The following is a 17,285-nucleotide window of genomic DNA, read 5'->3' as shown; positions in this document are numbered from 1 at the left end:
CGCACCGGCATGCAATAATCCCCATTGCACCCTGCCCTGAAGGCAGGACATAACCTGCGCAGGATCAACAGGGACGCGGCAATGCACACACAGGCACCACAAGGGCAATTGCTCGCAGACTGGACCCCGCCGCCGCATCCGCCCGCCGGTCTGACGCTGGAAGGCAAACACATCCGGCTCGACCCGCTGGAGGCCGATGACCATGCGGCCGATCTGTTCGCCGCGTTTTCCGGCCATGATGCGCTGTGGGATTACATGCCCTATGGCCCGTTCTCTTCGGCCTCGGCCTATCATCGCTGGGTCAAGGATCATCAGGGCCGCAACGACCCGGTTTTCTTTGCCCTCACTGACACCGCCACCGGCCATGCGGTTGGGGTCGCCTCTTATCTGCGCATCACGCCAGACTCGGGCAGCATCGAGGTGGGCCACATCTGCCTGTCGCCCGCGCTGCAACGCACGCCTGCCGCGACCGAGGCGATGTTTCTGATGATGGACTGGGCCTTCCGCGCCGGATACCGCCGCTATGAGTGGAAATGCAACGCCCTGAACCTGCCGTCGCGCCGGGCCGCACAACGGCTCGGCTTCAGTTATGAGGGGATCTTTCGCAACCACACCGTCAGCAAGGGCCGCAACCGCGACACCGCCTGGTTTTCGGTGATCGACAGCGAATGGCCCGCCCTGCGCGAGGCGTTTGCCGCCTGGCTTGCCCCTGCCAATTTTGATGCGACCGGCCAGCAGCGCGAGCGCTTGTCCGATCTGTCGCAACTGGTGCGCGCAGCCTCTGATCCGGGCCTGTAGCCTACCAGTCAAAACCGCGCGCCCTCCCCCAGACGGTGCTGCACCAGACGGTGCAGCTGCGGCAATGCGTCGGCCCGCAGCGCCGCAGCCGCCGCCGCTGCGGCCAGATCGGCATCCCCGGTGCTGCGGGCGATGCCCGCGACAAACCCCGTCAGATAGCTGCGCCCCGCCGCATCCGGAGCCATCGACATCAGACCCGCCGCATGTGCCAGATCATCGCGCAGCGCAAGCGGGTCAGCCCCATCGCCCGCCAGCCCCTCCTCATCGCGCACGGTCAGGGCAAAGCGCCCCGGCATATGCCGCAGAATCGCCCGCTGAAACGCCCCCAGACCCTGCAACGGCTTTTCCAGAAATCCCTTTGCCCCCGCCGCAAGCGCCAATCCCCGCCCGTCAGGGTCGCCCGACAGGCCCAGCACCACCGCCACCCGCCGCGAGATCGCCAGATCGCGGATCAGCCGGTCGCCCCGCCCGTCCGGCAGGCCCAGATCGACGATCACCACATCCGGGCAATAGGTGCGCAGATGCGCCTGCGCGTTTGCCATCGACTCTGCCCGCCGTAGCCGCGCGCCTGACCGCTGACACATCAGCCGCAACGCATCCGAGGCAAAGCGGCTGTCTTCGACCAGCAGGATAGTCACCCCGGACAGGGGCAGCGCCCCGCCCTCCGGCGCGGCCACGCCGCGCGGCAGAAAGGTCGGCATCACAGCAGCATCCGGTGAGACTGGTACAGGCATCGCGATCCCCCAAACCGCCCCCGACAGCGGCAGACCCCATCAGACACCCAAAGCGGATAAAAAACGGTTAATGCAGCCCTGAAAGCAGAGCGCGCCGCAGCGGAATTGCCCCCTGCGGCGGTTCGGCCCCTTGCCTGACGCGGCAGCCCCGCCCATAACCGCAAAAACCTGCCCAAAGGAGATGCCCATGATCGGCCGCCTGAACCATGTCGCCATCGCCGTGCCCGACCTTGTCGCTGCAAGCGCGCAATATGCCGGCACGCTGGGGGCCGCCGTGCGCCCGCCCCAGGACGAGCCTGATCATGGCGTGACCGTGGTCTTCATCGACCTGCCGAACACCAAGATTGAACTGCTGTACCCCTTGGGCGAAAACTCCCCGATTCAGGGCTTTCTCGACAAGAACCCCTCGGGCGGCATCCACCACATCTGCTATGAGGTCGAAGATATCCTTGCCGCGCGGGAGACGCTGAAAGCCTCCGGCGCGCGCGTGCTGGGCACGGGCGAGCCGAAAATCGGCGCGCATGGCAAACCGGTGCTGTTCCTGCACCCCAAAGACTTCAATGGCTGCCTGATCGAGCTGGAGCAGATATGACCATCACCGCCGCCGCCGTTCTGTTTGCCGTTGTCTGGTTCATGGTGTTCTTCATCGTGCTGCCGCTGCGCCTGACCACTCAGGGCGACGCGGGCTCGGTCGTGCCCGGCACCCCCCGCAGCGCGCCGCGTGATGAGCTGGTGGGGCGCAAGGCCAGGATCACCACGCTGTTCGCCATCATCGTCTGGGGGCTGCTGGCGGGCATCATCACCTCCGGCGCCATCTCGGTGCGGGATTTCGACTGGATGGGCCGTATGCCGCCCGTCACCACCACCCCCGTCACTGCCACCCCATGATCCGCGCGCTGAACCCGGCAGCCGACCGCGCTGCGGTCTTTGCCCTGCTGACCGAGGCGCAGGATTACTACCACCTGTGGAAAGGCCGCGCGCCCGGCGTCGAAGAGGTCGATGATTTCTTCACCGGCGCGCCGCTGACCTGCGACATGGCCGCCACCCTCCGGCTTGGCCTGTTTGCAAAAGACCGGCTTATCGGTCTCGCCGAAGTGTTCTTCGGCTTTCCCACCGCGTCAGACGCTTATCTTGGGCTGATGATCCTGACGCCCGACGCCCGCTCCAACGGCCACGGCGCGGACTTCCTCGCCGAGATTGAGGCCCGGTGTCGCTCCAGAAACGCGACCCGGCTCTCTCTCGCCGTGCTGCAGGCCAACCCGCGCGGCGCCGCCTTCTGGGCCCGCATGGGCTTTTCCCCCACTGGCATCAGCCGCGACGACACCGAATACGGCCACACGCTTCACCGCTTGGTCAAACCGCTCTGAACACTGGCAATCGCCACGCCGCTCAAAATCACCGCCGAGGCAAGCCAGAACCGCCCCCCCACGGCCTCACCGATCACCACAGCGCCGCCCAGCGCGGCCAGCATCGGCACCGTCAGCTGCGCCACCGCCGCCCGCGCCGCCCCAAGAGCGGGCAACACCGCATACCACAGCGCATAGCCCAGCCCGCTCGTCACCGCCCCCGACAGCACCGCCAGCCAGATCCCCGCCGCCTCCGCCTGCATCCCGCCCCAAATCAGCGCCACCCCAACCACCACCGGCACCGCCAGCCCGAAATTCCATGCCGTTGCCGCCAGCGCATCCGTGGCCCCCCGTCCTGCCCCCCGTCCTGCCCCCCGTCCTGCCAGCGAATAGATCCCCCAGCCGATCCCGGCACAGGCCATCGCCAAAGCCCCCGCAACCGGCACCTCAGCGCCACCGGGGGCCACCAGCCCGACCAGCCCGGCAAAGGCCAGCCCCGCCCCCAGCCAGCGCCGCCCCGGCACCACCTCCCCCAACAACACCGCACCGGCAAACATCGTCACCTGCACCGCGCCGAACAAGATCAGCGCCCCGACCCCGGCCCCCAGCGCCAGATAGGCGACCGAGAAGCCGACCAGATAGACCACCAGCCCGAACACCCCGGACAGCCGCCCCCGCGCGCCCGGCCAGACCACGCCCCCGCGCACGCCCACCAGCAGCGCCAGCATCAAGGCCCCCGCCACCACCCGCACGGCGGCAAAGGCCAGAGGATCAATCCAGCCCGCCCCCACCGCCATCCGGTTCAGCACCGAATTCGCCGCAAACGCCGCCATCGCCAGCGCCGTCCAGCCAAACACCCGCACCGCGCTCATGAAGTGCACCTGTTGAAAACACTCCCCGCGCGGCGCGCGTCCGCACGATGCAGTCGGTCCCATCGCCCTGCATTGCTGCTTCCCCAAATACTCCCGCCGGAGGCGTCCACCGGTTCCGCCACACGGACCGCGCGGTCAAAGGCGCAGCCCACCAGCCTGCACCTTTCCCAAATACTCCCGCCGGAGGCGTCCACCGGTTCCGCCACACGGACCGCGCAGTCAAAGGCGCAGCCCACCAGCCTGCACCTTCCCCAAATACTCCCCGCGCGGAGCGCTCCCGCCTCAGGCAACCCACACCGCCTCGGCCATCCCGCGCAGCGCATTCCCGACCCACAAGCGCACCCGTGGCAGATCCTCCGCCATCAGCACCTCTTCCGCACACCCAACCTCGGCCCGCAACACCCCCGGCAACAGCCCGCAGGTCAGGGGCGGGGTGCGCAGCCCGGCCCCGCGATCAAAGAACACCGTGGTGATGGTCCCGTCACAGACCTCTCCGCGCTCATTCACAAACACCACCTCATCCAACCCCGCAGGCAACCCCGCCCGCGCCCGGTCATAAACCGCCCGCCGGGTCGATTTCACCCCCAGCCACGGATCGTCCGAGCGCAACCGCTCCGCCGCCAGCCCCAGCCGCCAGACCGCCCGCGCCGGCGGCACCGCACCCGCCTCAACCTCAACCACACCCGTCCGGTCCAGCGTCAGCCGCAGCCGTGCCGCCTGCCCCTCCGGCCCCTTCACGTCCAGCACAGGCACCGCCCAGCCCAAAGCCGCCGCCCCCGCTGTCAGCCGTGCCAGATGCAGCGGCCAGCGCGGCACACGCGCGCCGTCCCACAGCATCGTCTCGATCAGCTTCAGCCCCGGCGCGTCAGCGCCACAGCAAAGCGTGCTTTCCACAGCGCTTCCTCCCATTCCCCGGCTTCGGTGGAATCGTACACCACCCCGCCGCCGACATTCAGCCGCACCTCGCCATCCGGCCAGACCCGCGCGGTACGGATCGCCACCGACCAGCATTGATCGCCCCCCGGCGCCGCCCAACCCACCGCCCCGCAATAGACCCCGCGCGGCTCGGCCTCGACCTGCGCGATAATCTCCATCGCCCGGATCTTCGGCGCGCCGGTCACCGACCCACACGGAAACAGCGCCGCCATCAGCCCCGGCAGGCCCGCGCCGGGCAACAACCGCCCCTGCACGCGACTGCTCATCTGATGCACCGTGGCAAAGCTCTCCACCGCATAGAGCTCCGGCACCTTGACCGAGCCGACCTCTGCCATCCGCGCAATGTCGTTGCGCAAGAGATCCACGATCATCAGGTTCTCGGCCCGGTCCTTTTCGCTGGCCTGCAACGCCGACGCCAGCCCGGCATCCTCCACCGGATCATCACTGCGCGGCGCGGTCCCCTTCATCGGGCGGCTCTCAATTACCCCGCCCGTGACGCGAAAAAACAACTCCGGGCTGCGCGACACAATCACCGGCCCCACCCCCAGATCGACAAAGGCGCCATAGCCGACCGGCTGCCCGACCCGCAGCGCACCATAAAGCCCCAGCGCCGTACCACCCGACAGGCGCGAGGCCAGCGGAAAGGTCAGGTTGATCTGATAGCAGTCGCCCGCCGCAATAAGCCGCTGCACCCGCGCAAACGCCGCCCCGTAAGCTGCACGCGTCACACCGGGCACCAACGGCGCCAGCCGCACCCCCCGGCCCTGTTCCGCCGCAGCGGCCAAGGCAGCCCCCGCATCCTCCGGCCCGTCAAATGCCGCCAGACAGACCAGCGGCCCGCGCCGCCCCTCGGGCATCTGCGCGCGCAATCGCGGCTCCAGCGCATACCCCGCCTCATAGGCGATATAGCCCGCAATCCACGCACCCTGCACCCGTGCCGCTTCGGCAGCGGCAAGGCAGGCTGCAACGTCATCCGCCTCATGCGCCACGAACACCCGCAGAGCCTGCGAAAACGCAACCGCCCGCCCACCCGGCCCATGTTCAATGACAATCATCGAAATCCCCCGGCATCGCCCGAAATCCGCCCGCTACCCACCTGACGCATCTAGCACGCACCCCGCCGCCGGAACAGGCGGCAAGCGACGCATTCCGGCCTCGCCAATCCACCCGTAACCCGGTCATCGCCGCATTTGCGGCCCCGGTAGGGCGGGGTTCACCCCGCCTGTCGCCCGGCAATGGCGGGGTTAACCCCGCCCTACCCCATATGCCCCGAAAACCGCGCCCCCAACCGACCCCTTCGCAAAGGGTTGCGCCTTGGCCCGCAACCCCCTAAACCCCCGTCAATTTGCGCAGACCGCACGAATCCGCGACCCGGTGTCACCACGCCGGGATCAGCCATGCACAGGGGCCACGACCATGCCGAAAAGAACCGACATCAAATCCATCATGATCATCGGTGCGGGCCCCATCGTCATCGGACAGGCCTGCGAGTTCGACTATTCCGGCGCTCAGGCCTGCAAGGCTCTGCGCGAAGAAGGCTACCGCGTCATTCTGGTCAACTCCAACCCCGCCACGATCATGACCGATCCGGGGCTGGCCGATGCCACCTATATCGAGCCGATCACGCCCGAAGTGGTCGCCAAGATCATCGAAAAGGAACGCCCCGACGCGCTGCTGCCCACCATGGGCGGCCAGACCGGGCTGAACACCGCGCTGGCACTCGCAGATCTGGGAATATTGGAAAAGTTCAATGTCGAGCTGATCGGCGCCAAGCGCGAAGCCATCGAAATGGCAGAAGATCGCAAGCTGTTCCGCGAAGCGATGGACCGGATCGGGCTGGAAAACCCCAAGGCCACCATCATCGCCGCGCCCAAACTGCCCAACGGCAAATACGACATCAACGCCGCGATCCGTGAGGCGATTGACACGCTCGACTATGTCGGCCTCCCCGCCATCATCCGCCCCGCCTTTACCCTTGGCGGTACCGGCGGCGGCGTGGCTTACAACCGCGACGACTATGAGGCGATCTGCCGGAGCGGCCTTGAGGCGTCGCCCATGGCCCAGATCCTCGTCGACGAATCCCTGCTCGGCTGGAAAGAGTTCGAGATGGAAGTGGTCCGCGACACCGCCGACAATGCCATCATCGTCTGCGCCATCGAAAACATCGACCCGATGGGCGTCCACACCGGCGACAGCATCACCGTCGCCCCGGCGCTGACCCTGACCGACAAGGAATACCAGATCATGCGCAACGGCTCCATCGCCGTGCTGCGTGAAATCGGGGTCGAAACCGGCGGCTCCAACGTGCAATGGGCGATCAACCCCGCCGATGGCCGCATGGTGGTGATCGAGATGAACCCCCGCGTGTCGCGCTCCTCCGCGCTGGCCTCCAAAGCCACCGGCTTCCCCATCGCCAAGATCGCCGCCAAACTCGCCGTCGGCTACACGCTGGACGAGCTCGACAACGACATCACCAAAGTCACCCCGGCGTCGTTTGAACCCTCAATCGACTATGTCGTGACCAAGATCCCGCGCTTCGCCTTCGAGAAATTCCCCGGCAGCGAAAACAACCTCACCACCGCAATGAAATCGGTGGGCGAGGTCATGGCCATCGGCCGCACCATCCACGAGTCGATGCAAAAGGCCCTCGCGAGCCTGGAAACCGGCCTCACCGGCTTTGACGAAATCGCGATTCCAGGCGGCCCTGACCGCGCCGCCATCTCCAAGGCGCTCAGCCTGCAAACCCCCGATCGCCTGCGCGTCATCGCGCAAGCCATGCGCGACGGCTTCACCGACGACCAGATCAACGCCATCACCTCCTTCGATCCGTGGTTCCTCGCCCGCATCCGCGAAATCATCGACGCTGAAGCCCGCATCCGCCACGACGGCCTGCCGCTCGACGCCCCCGGATTGCGCAAGCTGAAAATGATGGGCTTCACCGACGCCCGCCTCGCCACCCTGACAGGCCGGGACGAAGCACAGGTCCGCCGCGCGCGGCGCAACCTTGGCGTCACCGCCGTCTTCAAACGCATCGACACCTGCGCCGCCGAGTTCGAGGCGCAGACCCCTTACATGTACTCCACCTACGAATCCCCGGTCATGGGCGATGTGGAATGCGAAGCCCGCCCAAGCGCGGCGAAAAAGGTCGTCATCCTCGGCGGCGGCCCCAACCGCATCGGTCAGGGGATCGAGTTCGACTATTGCTGCTGCCACGCCTGCTACGCCCTCACCGACGCGGGCTATGAAACCATCATGGTCAACTGCAACCCCGAAACCGTCTCCACCGATTACGACACCTCCGACCGCCTGTATTTCGAGCCGCTCACCCTCGAACACGTCCTCGAAATCCTGCGGGTCGAGCAGGACAACGGCACCCTGCACGGCGTGATCGTGCAGTTCGGCGGTCAGACCCCGCTGAAACTGGCCCAAGCGCTGGCAAACGAAGGCATCCCGATCCTCGGCACCACCCCCGACGCCATCGACCTTGCCGAAGACCGCGAACGCTTCCAGCAACTGCTGAACACCCTCAACCTGAAACAACCCGTCAACGGCACCGCCCGCTCGCGGGATGAGGCCTTCGCCGTCGCCAAACAGGTCGGCTACCCCCTCGTCATCCGCCCCTCCTTTGTCCTCGGCGGCCGCGCGATGGAAATCATCCGCGACGATGCCCAGCTGGAGCGCTATATCCGTGAGGCGGTTCAGGTCTCCGGCAACAACCCGGTCCTGCTTGACAGCTACCTCTCCGGCGCGATCGAGGTCGATGTTGATGCCCTCTCCGATGGCCAGAACGTCCACGTTGCCGGCATCATGGAGCATATCGAAGAGGCGGGCGTCCATTCCGGCGACTCCGCCTGCTGCCTGCCGCCGCATTCCCTCTCCGCCGACACCATCGAAGAACTCAAAACCCAGACCGTCGCCATGGCCCGCGCCCTCAATGTCGTCGGGTTGATGAACGTTCAATTTGCGATCAAGGACGGCACCATCTACGTGCTCGAGGTGAACCCCCGCGCCTCTCGCACCGTGCCCTTTGTCGCCAAAGCCACCGATAGCGCCATCGCCGCCATCGCCGCCCGTCTGATGGCCGGCGAGCCGATGTCGAACTTCCCGCTGCGCGCACCCTACGAGGCCGGCGTCGGCCCCGACACCGCCCTGCCGCTCGCCAACCCCTTCACCCTCGCCGACCCGATCACCCCGTGGTTCAGCGTGAAAGAGGCGGTGCTGCCCTTCGCCCGCTTCCCCGGCGTTGACCCGGTGCTTGGCCCTGAAATGCGCTCCACCGGCGAAGTCATGGGCTGGGACCGCACCTTTGCGCTGGCCTTCCTCAAGGCGCAGATGGGCGCAGGCACCATCCTGCCCGAATCCGGCCGCGTCTTCCTGTCGGTGAAAGACATGGACAAGACCGAAAGCCTCGCCTCCGCCGCCCGCGATCTGGTGTCGATGGGGTTCGAGATCGTCGCCACCAAAGGCACCGCCAGCTGGCTGGCGGGCGTCGGCGTCGCCACAACCCCTGTCGCCAAAGTCTATGAGGGCCGCCCCAACATCGTGGACCGGTTGAAAAACAACGACATAGCCTTGGTCCTGAACACCACCGAAGGCACGCAAGCCATCAACGACAGCCGCGACATCCGCCGCGTGGCGCTGATGGACAAGATCCCCTACTTCACCACCGCAGCCGCCAGCATCGCCGCCGTAGCAGCGATGAAGGCCCGGGGTGAAGGCTATGGCGTGCGGACGTTGCAGGGGTAAAACCGGCCCCCGCCCCTGTCTGTGATGCAAAGGGCGGGGTTCACCCCGCCTTACCGACGCAATGGCGGGGTGAACCCCGCCCTACGCCGGGAACAACCGAAGGCACCCGGGCCATCAACGACAGCCGCGACATCCGCCGCGTGGCACTGATGGACAAGATCCCCTGCTTCACCACCGCAGCCGCCAGCATCGCCGCCGTGGCAGCGATGAAGGCCCGGGGTGAGGGGTATGGCGTGCGGACGTTGCAGGTGTAAAAACCACCGGCCCCCGCCCCTGTCTGTAATGCGTAGGGCGGGGTTCACCCCGCCTTTCGCCCCCTTGAACCGGCAATTCTGCGGGTCTTACTCGGCACAGATCAGAACGGCACCTCCAACCACGACGGCCCCGGCGAGTGCCCCCGAAACCGTCGCGGGTGCCGTGGCAATGCCGACCGCCGTGCTTCCGACCGTGCTCAGCGTGCCCGCGACATAGCCTGACGCTCCAGTCATGATCCAGCCTGCCGGACTGTTGGGAGCGACTTTTGCGCCGATTTCGGCAATGGCGGCATTCGCCCCAAGGACCGTGCCCGCAAGCCCGCTCGCCTTTGCGACGGCAAAGTCCGAGGCATTGTTCACAACCCTGCAGACTGCCCCCACCTTGCGGCACCTGCCGAACCGGTCCCCGGCCCCTGCCACAGCGGCGGCATAAGAGCCGTCATCGTCGGTCAACAGGCAATAGTTTTTCCAATCCACCGGATCAATCTCGGGCTTCAGCTTGGCGATGATCGCTTCGCTTGGGCATGGCGGCGCGAACGGGCTCCATTTCTCCCGGAAGCTTCGGAAAGCAACCGCAGTCTTGTCAAATTCAAGAACCGTTTCCTGACCGCCAAGAGTCACCACACAGGACGCTGTTTCAGCCAGAGCCGGGCCAGAAACAGACAGGAAAACCGCCGTGACGAAAAATTTGGTGAAACGCATCTGTCAGGTGTCCTTTGGTCCATCGAAGCCTTCGGCACAGATTACGTCCAAAACAAACCGTCCGCTTGGCAAAAGACCTCAGTCCCGAACATTTGATCGTCTCCGGCTCATGCAACACAGGGCCGCGCCCAACGCCGGAAGGACGCGCCGACGCTGGTTCCAGGCGCTTTACGGTTCAACCCACCCTCCGCCGAGGGTCTGGGCGGAACGGTTGCAACACCCCCCTCTCCGCCCCTCCCGCGCCCGTCGCAGATCCGCCTCCAGCGCCGCGCGGTCGCGCCGCTGCCGCTCCGCCAGCGCCGCCCGCTCCTCCTCCGTCCGGCACGGCCCGGAATAATCCACCGCCTCCGGTCCCTTGACCACCCCCGCCAGCCGCGCGTGCATGAAGGTGGACAGCACCTCGGCCATCCGCGTACTGTGGCCTTTGCCCATGCTGCGGAAGAACCGCAGCACGTCGGCCTCCACCCACAGCGCCAGCTTGACCTTGCGGCCCGCGCCCACGCCTTGGGCAATCGCGTGCCACTCCTCGGGCACCGCGCCTTCGCCGCGCCGCGCGCCGTGCAGCGCGCGTTCCAGATCGCGCAGGCCCTCGGCCATCCGGTGATAGCTGGCCTTTCGGGTGTCGTCGCGTGTTGTCATGGCGCACCTCCGCCGCCACCCTGCCTGAACCGCCCGAAAACCGAGTAAACGGCGTGCGCGCCCGCGTCATGACGCGGGCCAGACGCTGTGCGTACGCAAACCCGCCCGAAACCGGACCCTTGATGCCAGCGCCCGGCATCGGGCGCTGGCGGTCCCTCATATCATGCCACACCGCCGCGACCGGCACCCGGTCGCGGCGTCTGCCTTTTCTGTCAGCTCAGATGATGCGGCGGATGCAGGCCCCAGACCTGCGTCTCGATCCCCGCCTGTCGCGCCTTCAGCTGCAGCGCCAGATAGCGTGAGTAGTGCCGCGACTGGTGCAGGTTGCCACCGTGAAACCACAGACCGGGCTGCATCGTGGGCTTCCACATGTTGCGCTGCTCGCCTTCCCACGGGCCGGGGTCTTTGGTGGTGTCTGACCCAAGCCCCCAGCATTTGCCGACCTTGTCCGCAACCTCGGGGCTGATCAGATCCGCCGCCCAGCCGTTCATCGACCCGTAGCCGGTGGCATAGACCACCAGATCGGCGGGCAGTTCGGTGCCATCGTCCAGCACCACGGCGGTTTCGGACAGATGGCTGATGCCCTTGCCCGATTGCAGCTTGATCGAGCCGTCGATCACCAGATCACAAGCCCCCACGTCGATGTAATACCCCGACCCCCGCCGCAGATATTTCATGAACAACCCCGAGTCATCATCGCCGAAATCCAGCAGGAAACCCGCCTTTTCCAGCGCCGCATAGAACCCGGCATCGCGCCGCCTGATCTCGTCATATTGCGGCACATGAAACCCGGCCATGATCTTGTAGGGGACCGAGGCAAAGATCATGTCGGCCTTGTCATGGGTGATGCCATTGGCCACCGCCTGTTCAGAATAAAGCCCGCCCAGACAGACCTCCATCAGACTGTCGGATTTGACGATATGGGTCGAAGACCGCTGCACCATCGTCACATCGGCACCCTGTTCCCAAAGGGCCGCGCAGATGTCATGCGCCGAGTTGTTCGCGCCGATCACCACCACCTTTTTGCCTTTGTAGGCATCCGGGCCAGGGTGCTGGCTGGAATGCTGCTGCTCGCCCTGAAACACATCCTGACCGGGGATCACCGGCACATTGGCCTTGCCCGACATGCCCGTGGCCAGCACCAGCTGTTTGGGGTGCAGCGTGACCTCTTCGCCGTTTCGGTCAACGATTACAGTCCACTCGCCCTTGGCCTCATCATACTGCGCAGATTTCGCGGTGGTCGAGGACCAGTAGTTCAGCTCCATCACCTTGGTATACATTTCCAGCCAGTCGCCCACTTTATCCTTGGGGGCAAACACCGGCCAGTTGTCGGGAAACGGGATATAGGGCAGGTGGTCATACCAGACCGGATCATGCAGGCAGAGCGATTTGTAACGCTTGCGCCACTGGTCACCGGGGCGTTCGTGCTTGTCGACGATGATCGTCGGCACGCCCAGCTGGCGCAGCCGCGCGCCAAGCGCGATGCCCCCCTGCCCGCCGCCGATCACCAGCACATAGGGCTGATCCTCATAGCCCAGACGGCGGGCCTCTTCCTCCTGCTTTTCCTTCCAGGTCTTGCGGTTGGGGTCATGGCCATGCTCGGCCCCCATCGGGCGGCGCAGCTTGCGCGGCTCTTCATGGCCTTTCAGCTCGTGCAGCGTGGTCAGCAAGGTCCAGATCCGGCCATCTTTCATCCGGATATGCCCGACACCGCGCCCGGCAGCGGTTTCCAGCACCAGCCAGCCCTCGGCCACGCCGTCAGCCTCGGTCACCGTCTCGGCCGGGTCCAGCGTCAGCGCCTTTGGCGCGATCTGCGGCAGCTGCGCCGCCGCCATTGCGCGGATCTGCGCCGCGCCCTCGCAGGTGTTGAGGTTCCAGGTAAAGGCCGCAAGGTCGCGCCAATAGCTGTCGGTCGCAAACAATGCGGCAACGGCGTCGGCATCCTGCGCAATCAGCGCGCGTTCCAGATCCGCAACCAGCGCCGCCAGGTGCGGATGGGTGGTATCAAGCATGGTCGTCCTCCCTTGGTGTGAATGGTGCCGCCCCTCCCAAGGCGGCAGATGGTGTCAGGTCAGATCAATCAGGATCTTCAGATGCGTGCCCGCCGGGTCGAGCAGGGTGTCGAAGCCTTCGGTCACCGCCTCCTCCAGCCGGATCTTTTTGGTGACCACCTTGCTGGCCGGGATCGCGCCCGTCGCGATCAGGTCAATCACGCGCGGCCACAGATGCGTCGGGTACGCCCAGGATCCGCGCACATCGACATCCTTGAAGGTGACGGTAAACCAGTCCAGCCCGCTGTTGCCCGGATGCAGGCCGACCTGCACGATGACGCCCTGTTTGCGCACCGCATCCAGACAGCTGCCAAGCGCCTTTTCATTGCCCACACATTCCAGTGCCACATCGCAGCCGACCCCGCCCTCGGTCGCGGCGCGGATCCGCGCGCCGATGTCGTCGCGTTTGGGGTTCAGGGTGATGACGCCGGGCAGAATGCGCTGCGCGATCTCCAGCCGGGTGTCGTTCAGGTCGGACACGAACAGCGTGGTTGCGCCAAACGCCTTGGCCGCCAGCAAGGTCAGCATGCCGATCGGCCCGGCCCCGGTCACCAGCACGCTGTTGCCCGCCACAACGCCGCCCCGGTCGCAGGCATAAACCGCCACCGCCGTCGGCTCGACCAGCGCCGCCTCTTCATCGGTCAGGCTGTCGGGAATGCGCACCACATTGTAATCGTTCAAGAGCGCCGCCTCGGCCATGCCGCCCGAAATCCAGCTCAGACCGGCAAGCGCCAGATCGGGGCTCAGGTGGAACAGCCCCCGGTCGGCAAAGTAGTCGCCCGAGCGCGGCATGATCAGCGGTTGCACCGACACCCGGTCGCCCGGTGCCACATGCGTCACACCTTCGCCCACAGCGGTCACCACACCGCCGAACTCATGGCCCAGCACCTGCGGCCCCTGCGCCCCGGTAAAGGCATGCGGCTCTTTGGGAATAAAGATCGGGCCATAGGAGTATTCGTGCAGATCGGTGCCGCAGATCCCGACAAAACGGTTGCGGATCGTCACCTGCCCCGGACCGGGGGCAGGCACCGCCGCGATATCCTCAAGACGCAGATCTTTTGCGGCGTGAAAGCGAAGGGCCTTCATGGAATGTCCTCTCGGTTTGGTTGCCTCACGCTAGGCCCGTGGCAAACAGCGCCAAACCGAATTCACCCGAGTCAAACTTTTCAAAGCCTTAGCCACCCCGACTGTGGCGCGACCTGTGGCATCTGTGGCGGCAGCGTGCCACAGGTCATGCGACTCAAGTGCCATTCCCACCCGCCCTGCGATGCTGCTACCCTGTGCCAGCCGCCGTATCCCGGGAGGGGGACACGATGAACGCCGACCTGCACCACATCCGCGAAATCGAGGCTGTCTCACAGGGGGGGCCCGCCGCCCGCGACCCGGTGGTGGTTCAAAGCTGGCTGCGCTGTCTGGAAAAGCACCGGCTGGATCCCGCGACACGGGCCGAGGCCTATATCCTGCCCGATGCCGAGTTGCGCCAGCACCGGCAGCGCAGCGAAGAGCTGATCGCCATCGCCCGCTCGGGGATCGAGAACCTGTATGCGCTGGTCGCGGGGCAAAACTATGTGCTGCTTCTGGCCGACCGCACCGGGGTAACGGTGGAGTATCTGGGCGATGAGGCGCAGAAATCGGCGCTGCGCCGCTCGGGCCTGTACATGGGCGCGGAATGGTCCGAGGCGCGGGCCGGCACCTGCGCGCTGGGGGCCTGTATCGAGACCGGAGAGCCGCTGATCATCCATCAGGACGATCATTTCGATGTCACCCATGGCGGCCTGTCCTGCACCGCCGCGCCGATCTACGATTCCGGCGGCCAGCTGACAGCGGTGTTGGACATCTCGCTCTTGTCCTCGCCCCGGCCAAGGGCCAGCCAGAGCCTGGCGCTGAACCTTGTGCGCCAGTCGGTGCGGCGGATCGAGATGGCGAACCTGATGGCGGAATCGCGCCGTGAATGGGTGCTGCGCCTGTCGGGCAGCCCGGATTTTCTGGATGTCGACCCCGAGGCCGCGATTTCACTCGATAGCGCGGGCCGGGTGATCGGCATGACCCATGGCGCAGCGCGGCTGATGGCGCGGGCGGGCGGCGCGGACTGGCGCGCGCCGGATCAGCTGATCGGGCGCGCGCTGTCGGACTTTCTGAATGTGCGGCTGGACCGGCTGGATGATCTGACCCGGCAACGCCCCGCCGCCGAGCGCTTTATCGAAACCCGCGACGGCCACCGCCTGTTCGCCCACGCGATCGAGCCGCGCCGCACCCTGCCCCGCAGCGCGCCCGCCGCTGTGACCCATATCCCCGCCGTCCTGCGCGATCTTGCGGGCGACGATCCGGCGATGGGGCAAGTGCTGCGCCGGGCCGCCGCTCTGGCCAGCCGTCCGCTGCCGCTGCTGATCGAGGGCGCGACCGGCACCGGCAAGCTGACCCTCGCCCGCGCCATCCATGCCGCCGCGCGCAATGGCACCGCCACCGTGCTGCATTGCGCAGGCCTGTCGGATGCCGATGAGCCGCTGGTCTTTGGCCGCATCGACGGCCGCCGCCACACGCCGGGCCTGCTGGACCGCGCCGCGCGCGGCACGCTCGTGCTGGACAAGGTCGGGGAACTGCCGCCGCGCCTGCAGGCGCGGCTGCTGCAACTGGCGTCCGAGGGCAGCTATCTGCCGGTGGGCGGTCTGCGCCCCATCACCCCCGGCCTGCGCCTGATTGCGACAGCCCAAGACGATCTGTCGCGCGCGGTCGACGAGGGGCGGTTCCGCCGCGATCTCTATCACAGTCTGGCCGGGGCCACGCTGCACCTGCCCGCCCTGCACGACCGCCGCGATCTGTTCTGGCTGCTCGACCGGATGCTGGCGCAGGCCTTTGGCCAGCCAGTCCTGCTTGCGCCAGAGGTGCCCGCCCGATTGGCCGCCTACGCCTGGCCCGGAAATCTGCGCGAACTGGCGCGGCTGGCCGAAACCCTGGCCGCCACCCTGCCGCAGCCCCGGCTGGAGCTGGCAGACCTGCCGCTGATGGCGGCACCCTCAACCGGGCCGGTCAAGGACAGCGTGTCGCTGCTGGCACAGATCCTGCACGAGACCGGCGGCAATATCTCGGAATGCGCGCGCCGCATGGGGGTGGACCGCACCACCATTCACCGGCGGATGCGCCGGTTGGGCCTTCGTTAAGGCCGGGCAGGCAGCGGCGCGCTCACGCCACCGGCGCGCGGATGTGGCGGCAGGCCTCCAGCGCCAATGGCGACAGGCCTGCGCCCCCGGCGGCGGCATGATCCAGCAGCTTGATCCGCATCCGTGGCTCCCAGAAGTCATTGATATGGGCGGCCACTTTGCCCGCCCGGTCATCATCGGGCTGGGTCTGGAAAAAGGTCGCGATCTGGTTGGCCATCATGACCATCTTTTCAGGCTGCATCACAGGCTCCGGTCTGAATGCGGTCGGGATGGGCATAGACATCAAACCCGCCCCCCCGCGCAAAGGCGACAAGGGTCAGGTTCGCGGCCAGCGCCAGCCGCAGGGCATGGGCGGTCGGGGCCGAGACGGCAATCAGCACCGGGCACCCGGCCATCACCGTTTTCTGCACCATCTCGACCGACACGCGCGAGGTCAGCACAATCGCCCCCGCCCCCGCATCAATCCCGTCGCGCGCCATAGCACCAATCAGCTTGTCCAGCGCGTTGTGCCGCCCGACATCCTCGCGCGCCAGCGCGATGCCCCGGCCCGGCAGCAGAAACCCCGCCGCATGCACCGCATGGGTCTGGTCGTGCAGCGGCTGATGGTCGCGCAACCGATCAGTTGCCTGCGCCACTTCTTGCCGCGACAGCCGGGGTCCATGCCCCGTCAGCACCGGCAAGGGGCGGATCGCCTGTTCCAGACTGTCGATCCCGCACAAGCCGCAGCCCACCGGCCCCAGCATGTTGCGCCGGCGCGCCTGAATCGCCCGCGCCTGATCTTCGGCAATCCAGAACCGCGCCTCGGCCCCCGCATCATGCGAGACGATCTCGAACGACAGGACCTGATCCAGCCGGTCGATGAACCCTTCGGTCAGTGCAAAGCCAAAGGCGAAATCCTGCAACGCCAGCGGAGACGCCATCATCACCGCCGCCGTGGTGCCGTTGAACACCAGTGCCACCGGCATCTCTTCGGGCAGGCAACGCGTGACCTCACGCATGGTGTCGCCCTGCACCGATAACCCGCGCAGGCTATGTGTGGCGGGCAGCAT

Annotated in this window: 16 protein-coding genes; 6 read left to right on the top strand and 10 right to left on the bottom strand. The window is 66.6% G+C overall.

The window, feature by feature from the left end:
- Window positions 1-81 precede the first annotated feature (81 nt).
- Complete coding sequence (locus J2X53_RS13295; protein ID WP_349037979.1) at window positions 82-798, top strand: GNAT family protein; 717 nt, start codon at window positions 82-84, stop codon at window positions 796-798.
- Window positions 799-806: 8 nt separating this feature from the next.
- Here the strand turns inward: J2X53_RS13295 and J2X53_RS13290 are convergent, their stop codons facing one another.
- Entirely contained in the window at window positions 807-1,532 is a 726-nt protein-coding gene (locus J2X53_RS13290; RefSeq protein ID WP_349037978.1) for a response regulator, read from the bottom strand.
- A gap of 187 nt (window positions 1,533-1,719) precedes the next feature.
- Here J2X53_RS13290 and mce point away from each other — a divergent pair, with 187 nt between their 5' ends.
- Genes mce through J2X53_RS13275 form a run of 3 tightly spaced genes read left to right on the top strand, consistent with a single transcriptional unit; the run spans window position 1,720 to window position 2,899 of the window.
- Window positions 1,720-2,124, top strand: coding sequence for a methylmalonyl-CoA epimerase (gene mce / locus J2X53_RS13285; protein WP_349037977.1), 405 nt, complete (start codon window positions 1,720-1,722; stop codon window positions 2,122-2,124).
- The gene (locus J2X53_RS13280) at window positions 2,121-2,420 is read left to right on the top strand and encodes a DUF1467 family protein (RefSeq protein ID WP_349037976.1); all 300 of its coding nucleotides are present in this window, start codon (window positions 2,121-2,123) and stop codon (window positions 2,418-2,420) included. The genes mce and J2X53_RS13280 overlap by 4 nt, the downstream gene beginning before the upstream one ends.
- Window positions 2,417-2,899: a GNAT family N-acetyltransferase gene (locus tag J2X53_RS13275; RefSeq protein ID WP_349037975.1), complete on the top strand. Its 483-nt coding sequence runs from the start codon at window positions 2,417-2,419 to the stop codon at window positions 2,897-2,899. Before J2X53_RS13280 ends, J2X53_RS13275 begins: the two co-directional genes overlap by 4 nt.
- Here the strand turns inward: J2X53_RS13275 and J2X53_RS13270 are convergent.
- From J2X53_RS13270 to J2X53_RS13260, 3 genes are all read right to left on the bottom strand, one after another.
- A complete protein-coding gene (locus tag J2X53_RS13270; protein WP_349037974.1) occupies window positions 2,875-3,750 on the bottom strand; it encodes a DMT family transporter in 876 nt (291 codons plus the stop codon). The genes J2X53_RS13275 and J2X53_RS13270 overlap by 25 nt on opposite strands.
- Window positions 3,751-4,032: 282 nt before the next feature.
- Window positions 4,033-4,587, bottom strand: coding sequence for an aminotransferase class IV (locus J2X53_RS13265; protein ID WP_349038197.1), 555 nt, complete (start codon window positions 4,585-4,587; stop codon window positions 4,033-4,035).
- A gap of 14 nt (window positions 4,588-4,601) precedes the next feature.
- Window positions 4,602-5,741 (bottom strand): aminodeoxychorismate synthase component I, encoded by a 1,140-nt coding sequence (locus J2X53_RS13260; protein ID WP_349037973.1) that lies wholly within the window; start codon window positions 5,739-5,741, stop codon window positions 4,602-4,604.
- A 361-nt stretch (window positions 5,742-6,102) separates the two neighbouring features.
- Between J2X53_RS13260 and carB the strand changes: the two genes are divergently transcribed.
- Complete coding sequence (gene carB / locus J2X53_RS13255; protein WP_349037972.1) at window positions 6,103-9,432, top strand: carbamoyl-phosphate synthase large subunit; 3,330 nt, start codon at window positions 6,103-6,105, stop codon at window positions 9,430-9,432.
- A gap of 341 nt (window positions 9,433-9,773) precedes the next feature.
- Here the strand turns inward: carB and J2X53_RS13250 are convergent, their stop codons facing one another.
- The 4 genes from J2X53_RS13250 to J2X53_RS13235 form a co-directional block, all read right to left on the bottom strand.
- Window positions 9,774-10,388: a hypothetical protein gene (locus tag J2X53_RS13250; RefSeq protein WP_349037971.1), complete on the bottom strand. Its 615-nt coding sequence runs from the start codon at window positions 10,386-10,388 to the stop codon at window positions 9,774-9,776.
- 168 nt (window positions 10,389-10,556) lie between these two features.
- Window positions 10,557-11,027: a BrnA antitoxin family protein gene (locus J2X53_RS13245; protein WP_349037970.1), complete on the bottom strand. Its 471-nt coding sequence runs from the start codon at window positions 11,025-11,027 to the stop codon at window positions 10,557-10,559.
- A 212-nt stretch (window positions 11,028-11,239) separates the two neighbouring features.
- A complete protein-coding gene (locus J2X53_RS13240; RefSeq protein ID WP_349037969.1) occupies window positions 11,240-13,039 on the bottom strand; it encodes an NAD(P)/FAD-dependent oxidoreductase in 1,800 nt (599 codons plus the stop codon).
- 54 nt (window positions 13,040-13,093) lie between these two features.
- Entirely contained in the window at window positions 13,094-14,164 is a 1,071-nt protein-coding gene (locus J2X53_RS13235) for a 2,3-butanediol dehydrogenase (protein ID WP_349037968.1), read from the bottom strand.
- 227 nt (window positions 14,165-14,391) lie between these two features.
- On the opposite strand from J2X53_RS13235, the gene J2X53_RS13230 reads away from it, so the two are divergent.
- Window positions 14,392-16,236: a sigma-54-dependent Fis family transcriptional regulator gene (locus tag J2X53_RS13230; protein ID WP_349037967.1), complete on the top strand. Its 1,845-nt coding sequence runs from the start codon at window positions 14,392-14,394 to the stop codon at window positions 16,234-16,236.
- A gap of 22 nt (window positions 16,237-16,258) precedes the next feature.
- On the opposite strand, the gene J2X53_RS13225 is transcribed toward J2X53_RS13230, so the two are convergent.
- Both J2X53_RS13225 and fdhD read right to left on the bottom strand, forming a co-directional pair.
- Window positions 16,259-16,477: a formate dehydrogenase subunit delta gene (locus tag J2X53_RS13225; RefSeq protein WP_349037966.1), complete on the bottom strand. Its 219-nt coding sequence runs from the start codon at window positions 16,475-16,477 to the stop codon at window positions 16,259-16,261.
- A complete protein-coding gene (fdhD, locus tag J2X53_RS13220; RefSeq protein ID WP_349037965.1) occupies window positions 16,467-17,285 on the bottom strand; it encodes a formate dehydrogenase accessory sulfurtransferase FdhD in 819 nt (272 codons plus the stop codon). The genes J2X53_RS13225 and fdhD overlap by 11 nt, the downstream gene beginning before the upstream one ends.

It is taken from the genome of Pseudotabrizicola sp. 4114 (assembly GCF_031457365.1).
Classification (GTDB): Bacteria; Pseudomonadota; Alphaproteobacteria; order Rhodobacterales; family Rhodobacteraceae; genus Pseudotabrizicola.
The sequence above is the reverse complement of the archived record's forward strand: the minus strand, read 5'-3'. Positions and strand labels throughout refer to the sequence as shown.

Bases quoted from the DNA above. Each gene is read 5' to 3' on its own strand.
- J2X53_RS13250 (WP_349037971.1), bottom strand. From the start codon at position 10,388: ATGCGTTTCACCAAATTTTTCGTCACGGCGGTTTTCCTGTCTGTTTCT.
- J2X53_RS13270 (WP_349037974.1), bottom strand. From the start codon at position 3,750: ATGAGCGCGGTGCGGGTGTTTGGCTGGACGGCGCTGGCGATGGCGGCG.
- J2X53_RS13275 (WP_349037975.1), top strand. From the start codon at position 2,417: ATGATCCGCGCGCTGAACCCGGCAGCCGACCGCGCTGCGGTCTTTGCC.
- J2X53_RS13235 (WP_349037968.1), bottom strand. From the start codon at position 14,164: ATGAAGGCCCTTCGCTTTCACGCCGCAAAAGATCTGCGTCTTGAGGAT.
- J2X53_RS13260 (WP_349037973.1), bottom strand. From the start codon at position 5,741: ATGATTGTCATTGAACATGGGCCGGGTGGGCGGGCGGTTGCGTTTTCG.
- J2X53_RS13280 (WP_349037976.1), top strand. From the start codon at position 2,121: ATGACCATCACCGCCGCCGCCGTTCTGTTTGCCGTTGTCTGGTTCATG.
- J2X53_RS13230 (WP_349037967.1), top strand. From the start codon at position 14,392: ATGAACGCCGACCTGCACCACATCCGCGAAATCGAGGCTGTCTCACAG.
- J2X53_RS13245 (WP_349037970.1), bottom strand. From the start codon at position 11,027: ATGACAACACGCGACGACACCCGAAAGGCCAGCTATCACCGGATGGCC.
- carB (WP_349037972.1), top strand. From the start codon at position 6,103: ATGCCGAAAAGAACCGACATCAAATCCATCATGATCATCGGTGCGGGC.
- J2X53_RS13295 (WP_349037979.1), top strand. From the start codon at position 82: ATGCACACACAGGCACCACAAGGGCAATTGCTCGCAGACTGGACCCCG.
- J2X53_RS13290 (WP_349037978.1), bottom strand. From the start codon at position 1,532: ATGCCTGTACCAGTCTCACCGGATGCTGCTGTGATGCCGACCTTTCTG.
- J2X53_RS13225 (WP_349037966.1), bottom strand. From the start codon at position 16,477: ATGCAGCCTGAAAAGATGGTCATGATGGCCAACCAGATCGCGACCTTT.
- fdhD (WP_349037965.1), bottom strand. From the start codon at position 17,285: ATGCTGCCCGCCACACATAGCCTGCGCGGGTTATCGGTGCAGGGCGAC.
- J2X53_RS13265 (WP_349038197.1), bottom strand. From the start codon at position 4,587: ATGCTGTGGGACGGCGCGCGTGTGCCGCGCTGGCCGCTGCATCTGGCA.
- J2X53_RS13240 (WP_349037969.1), bottom strand. From the start codon at position 13,039: ATGCTTGATACCACCCATCCGCACCTGGCGGCGCTGGTTGCGGATCTG.
- mce (WP_349037977.1), top strand. From the start codon at position 1,720: ATGATCGGCCGCCTGAACCATGTCGCCATCGCCGTGCCCGACCTTGTC.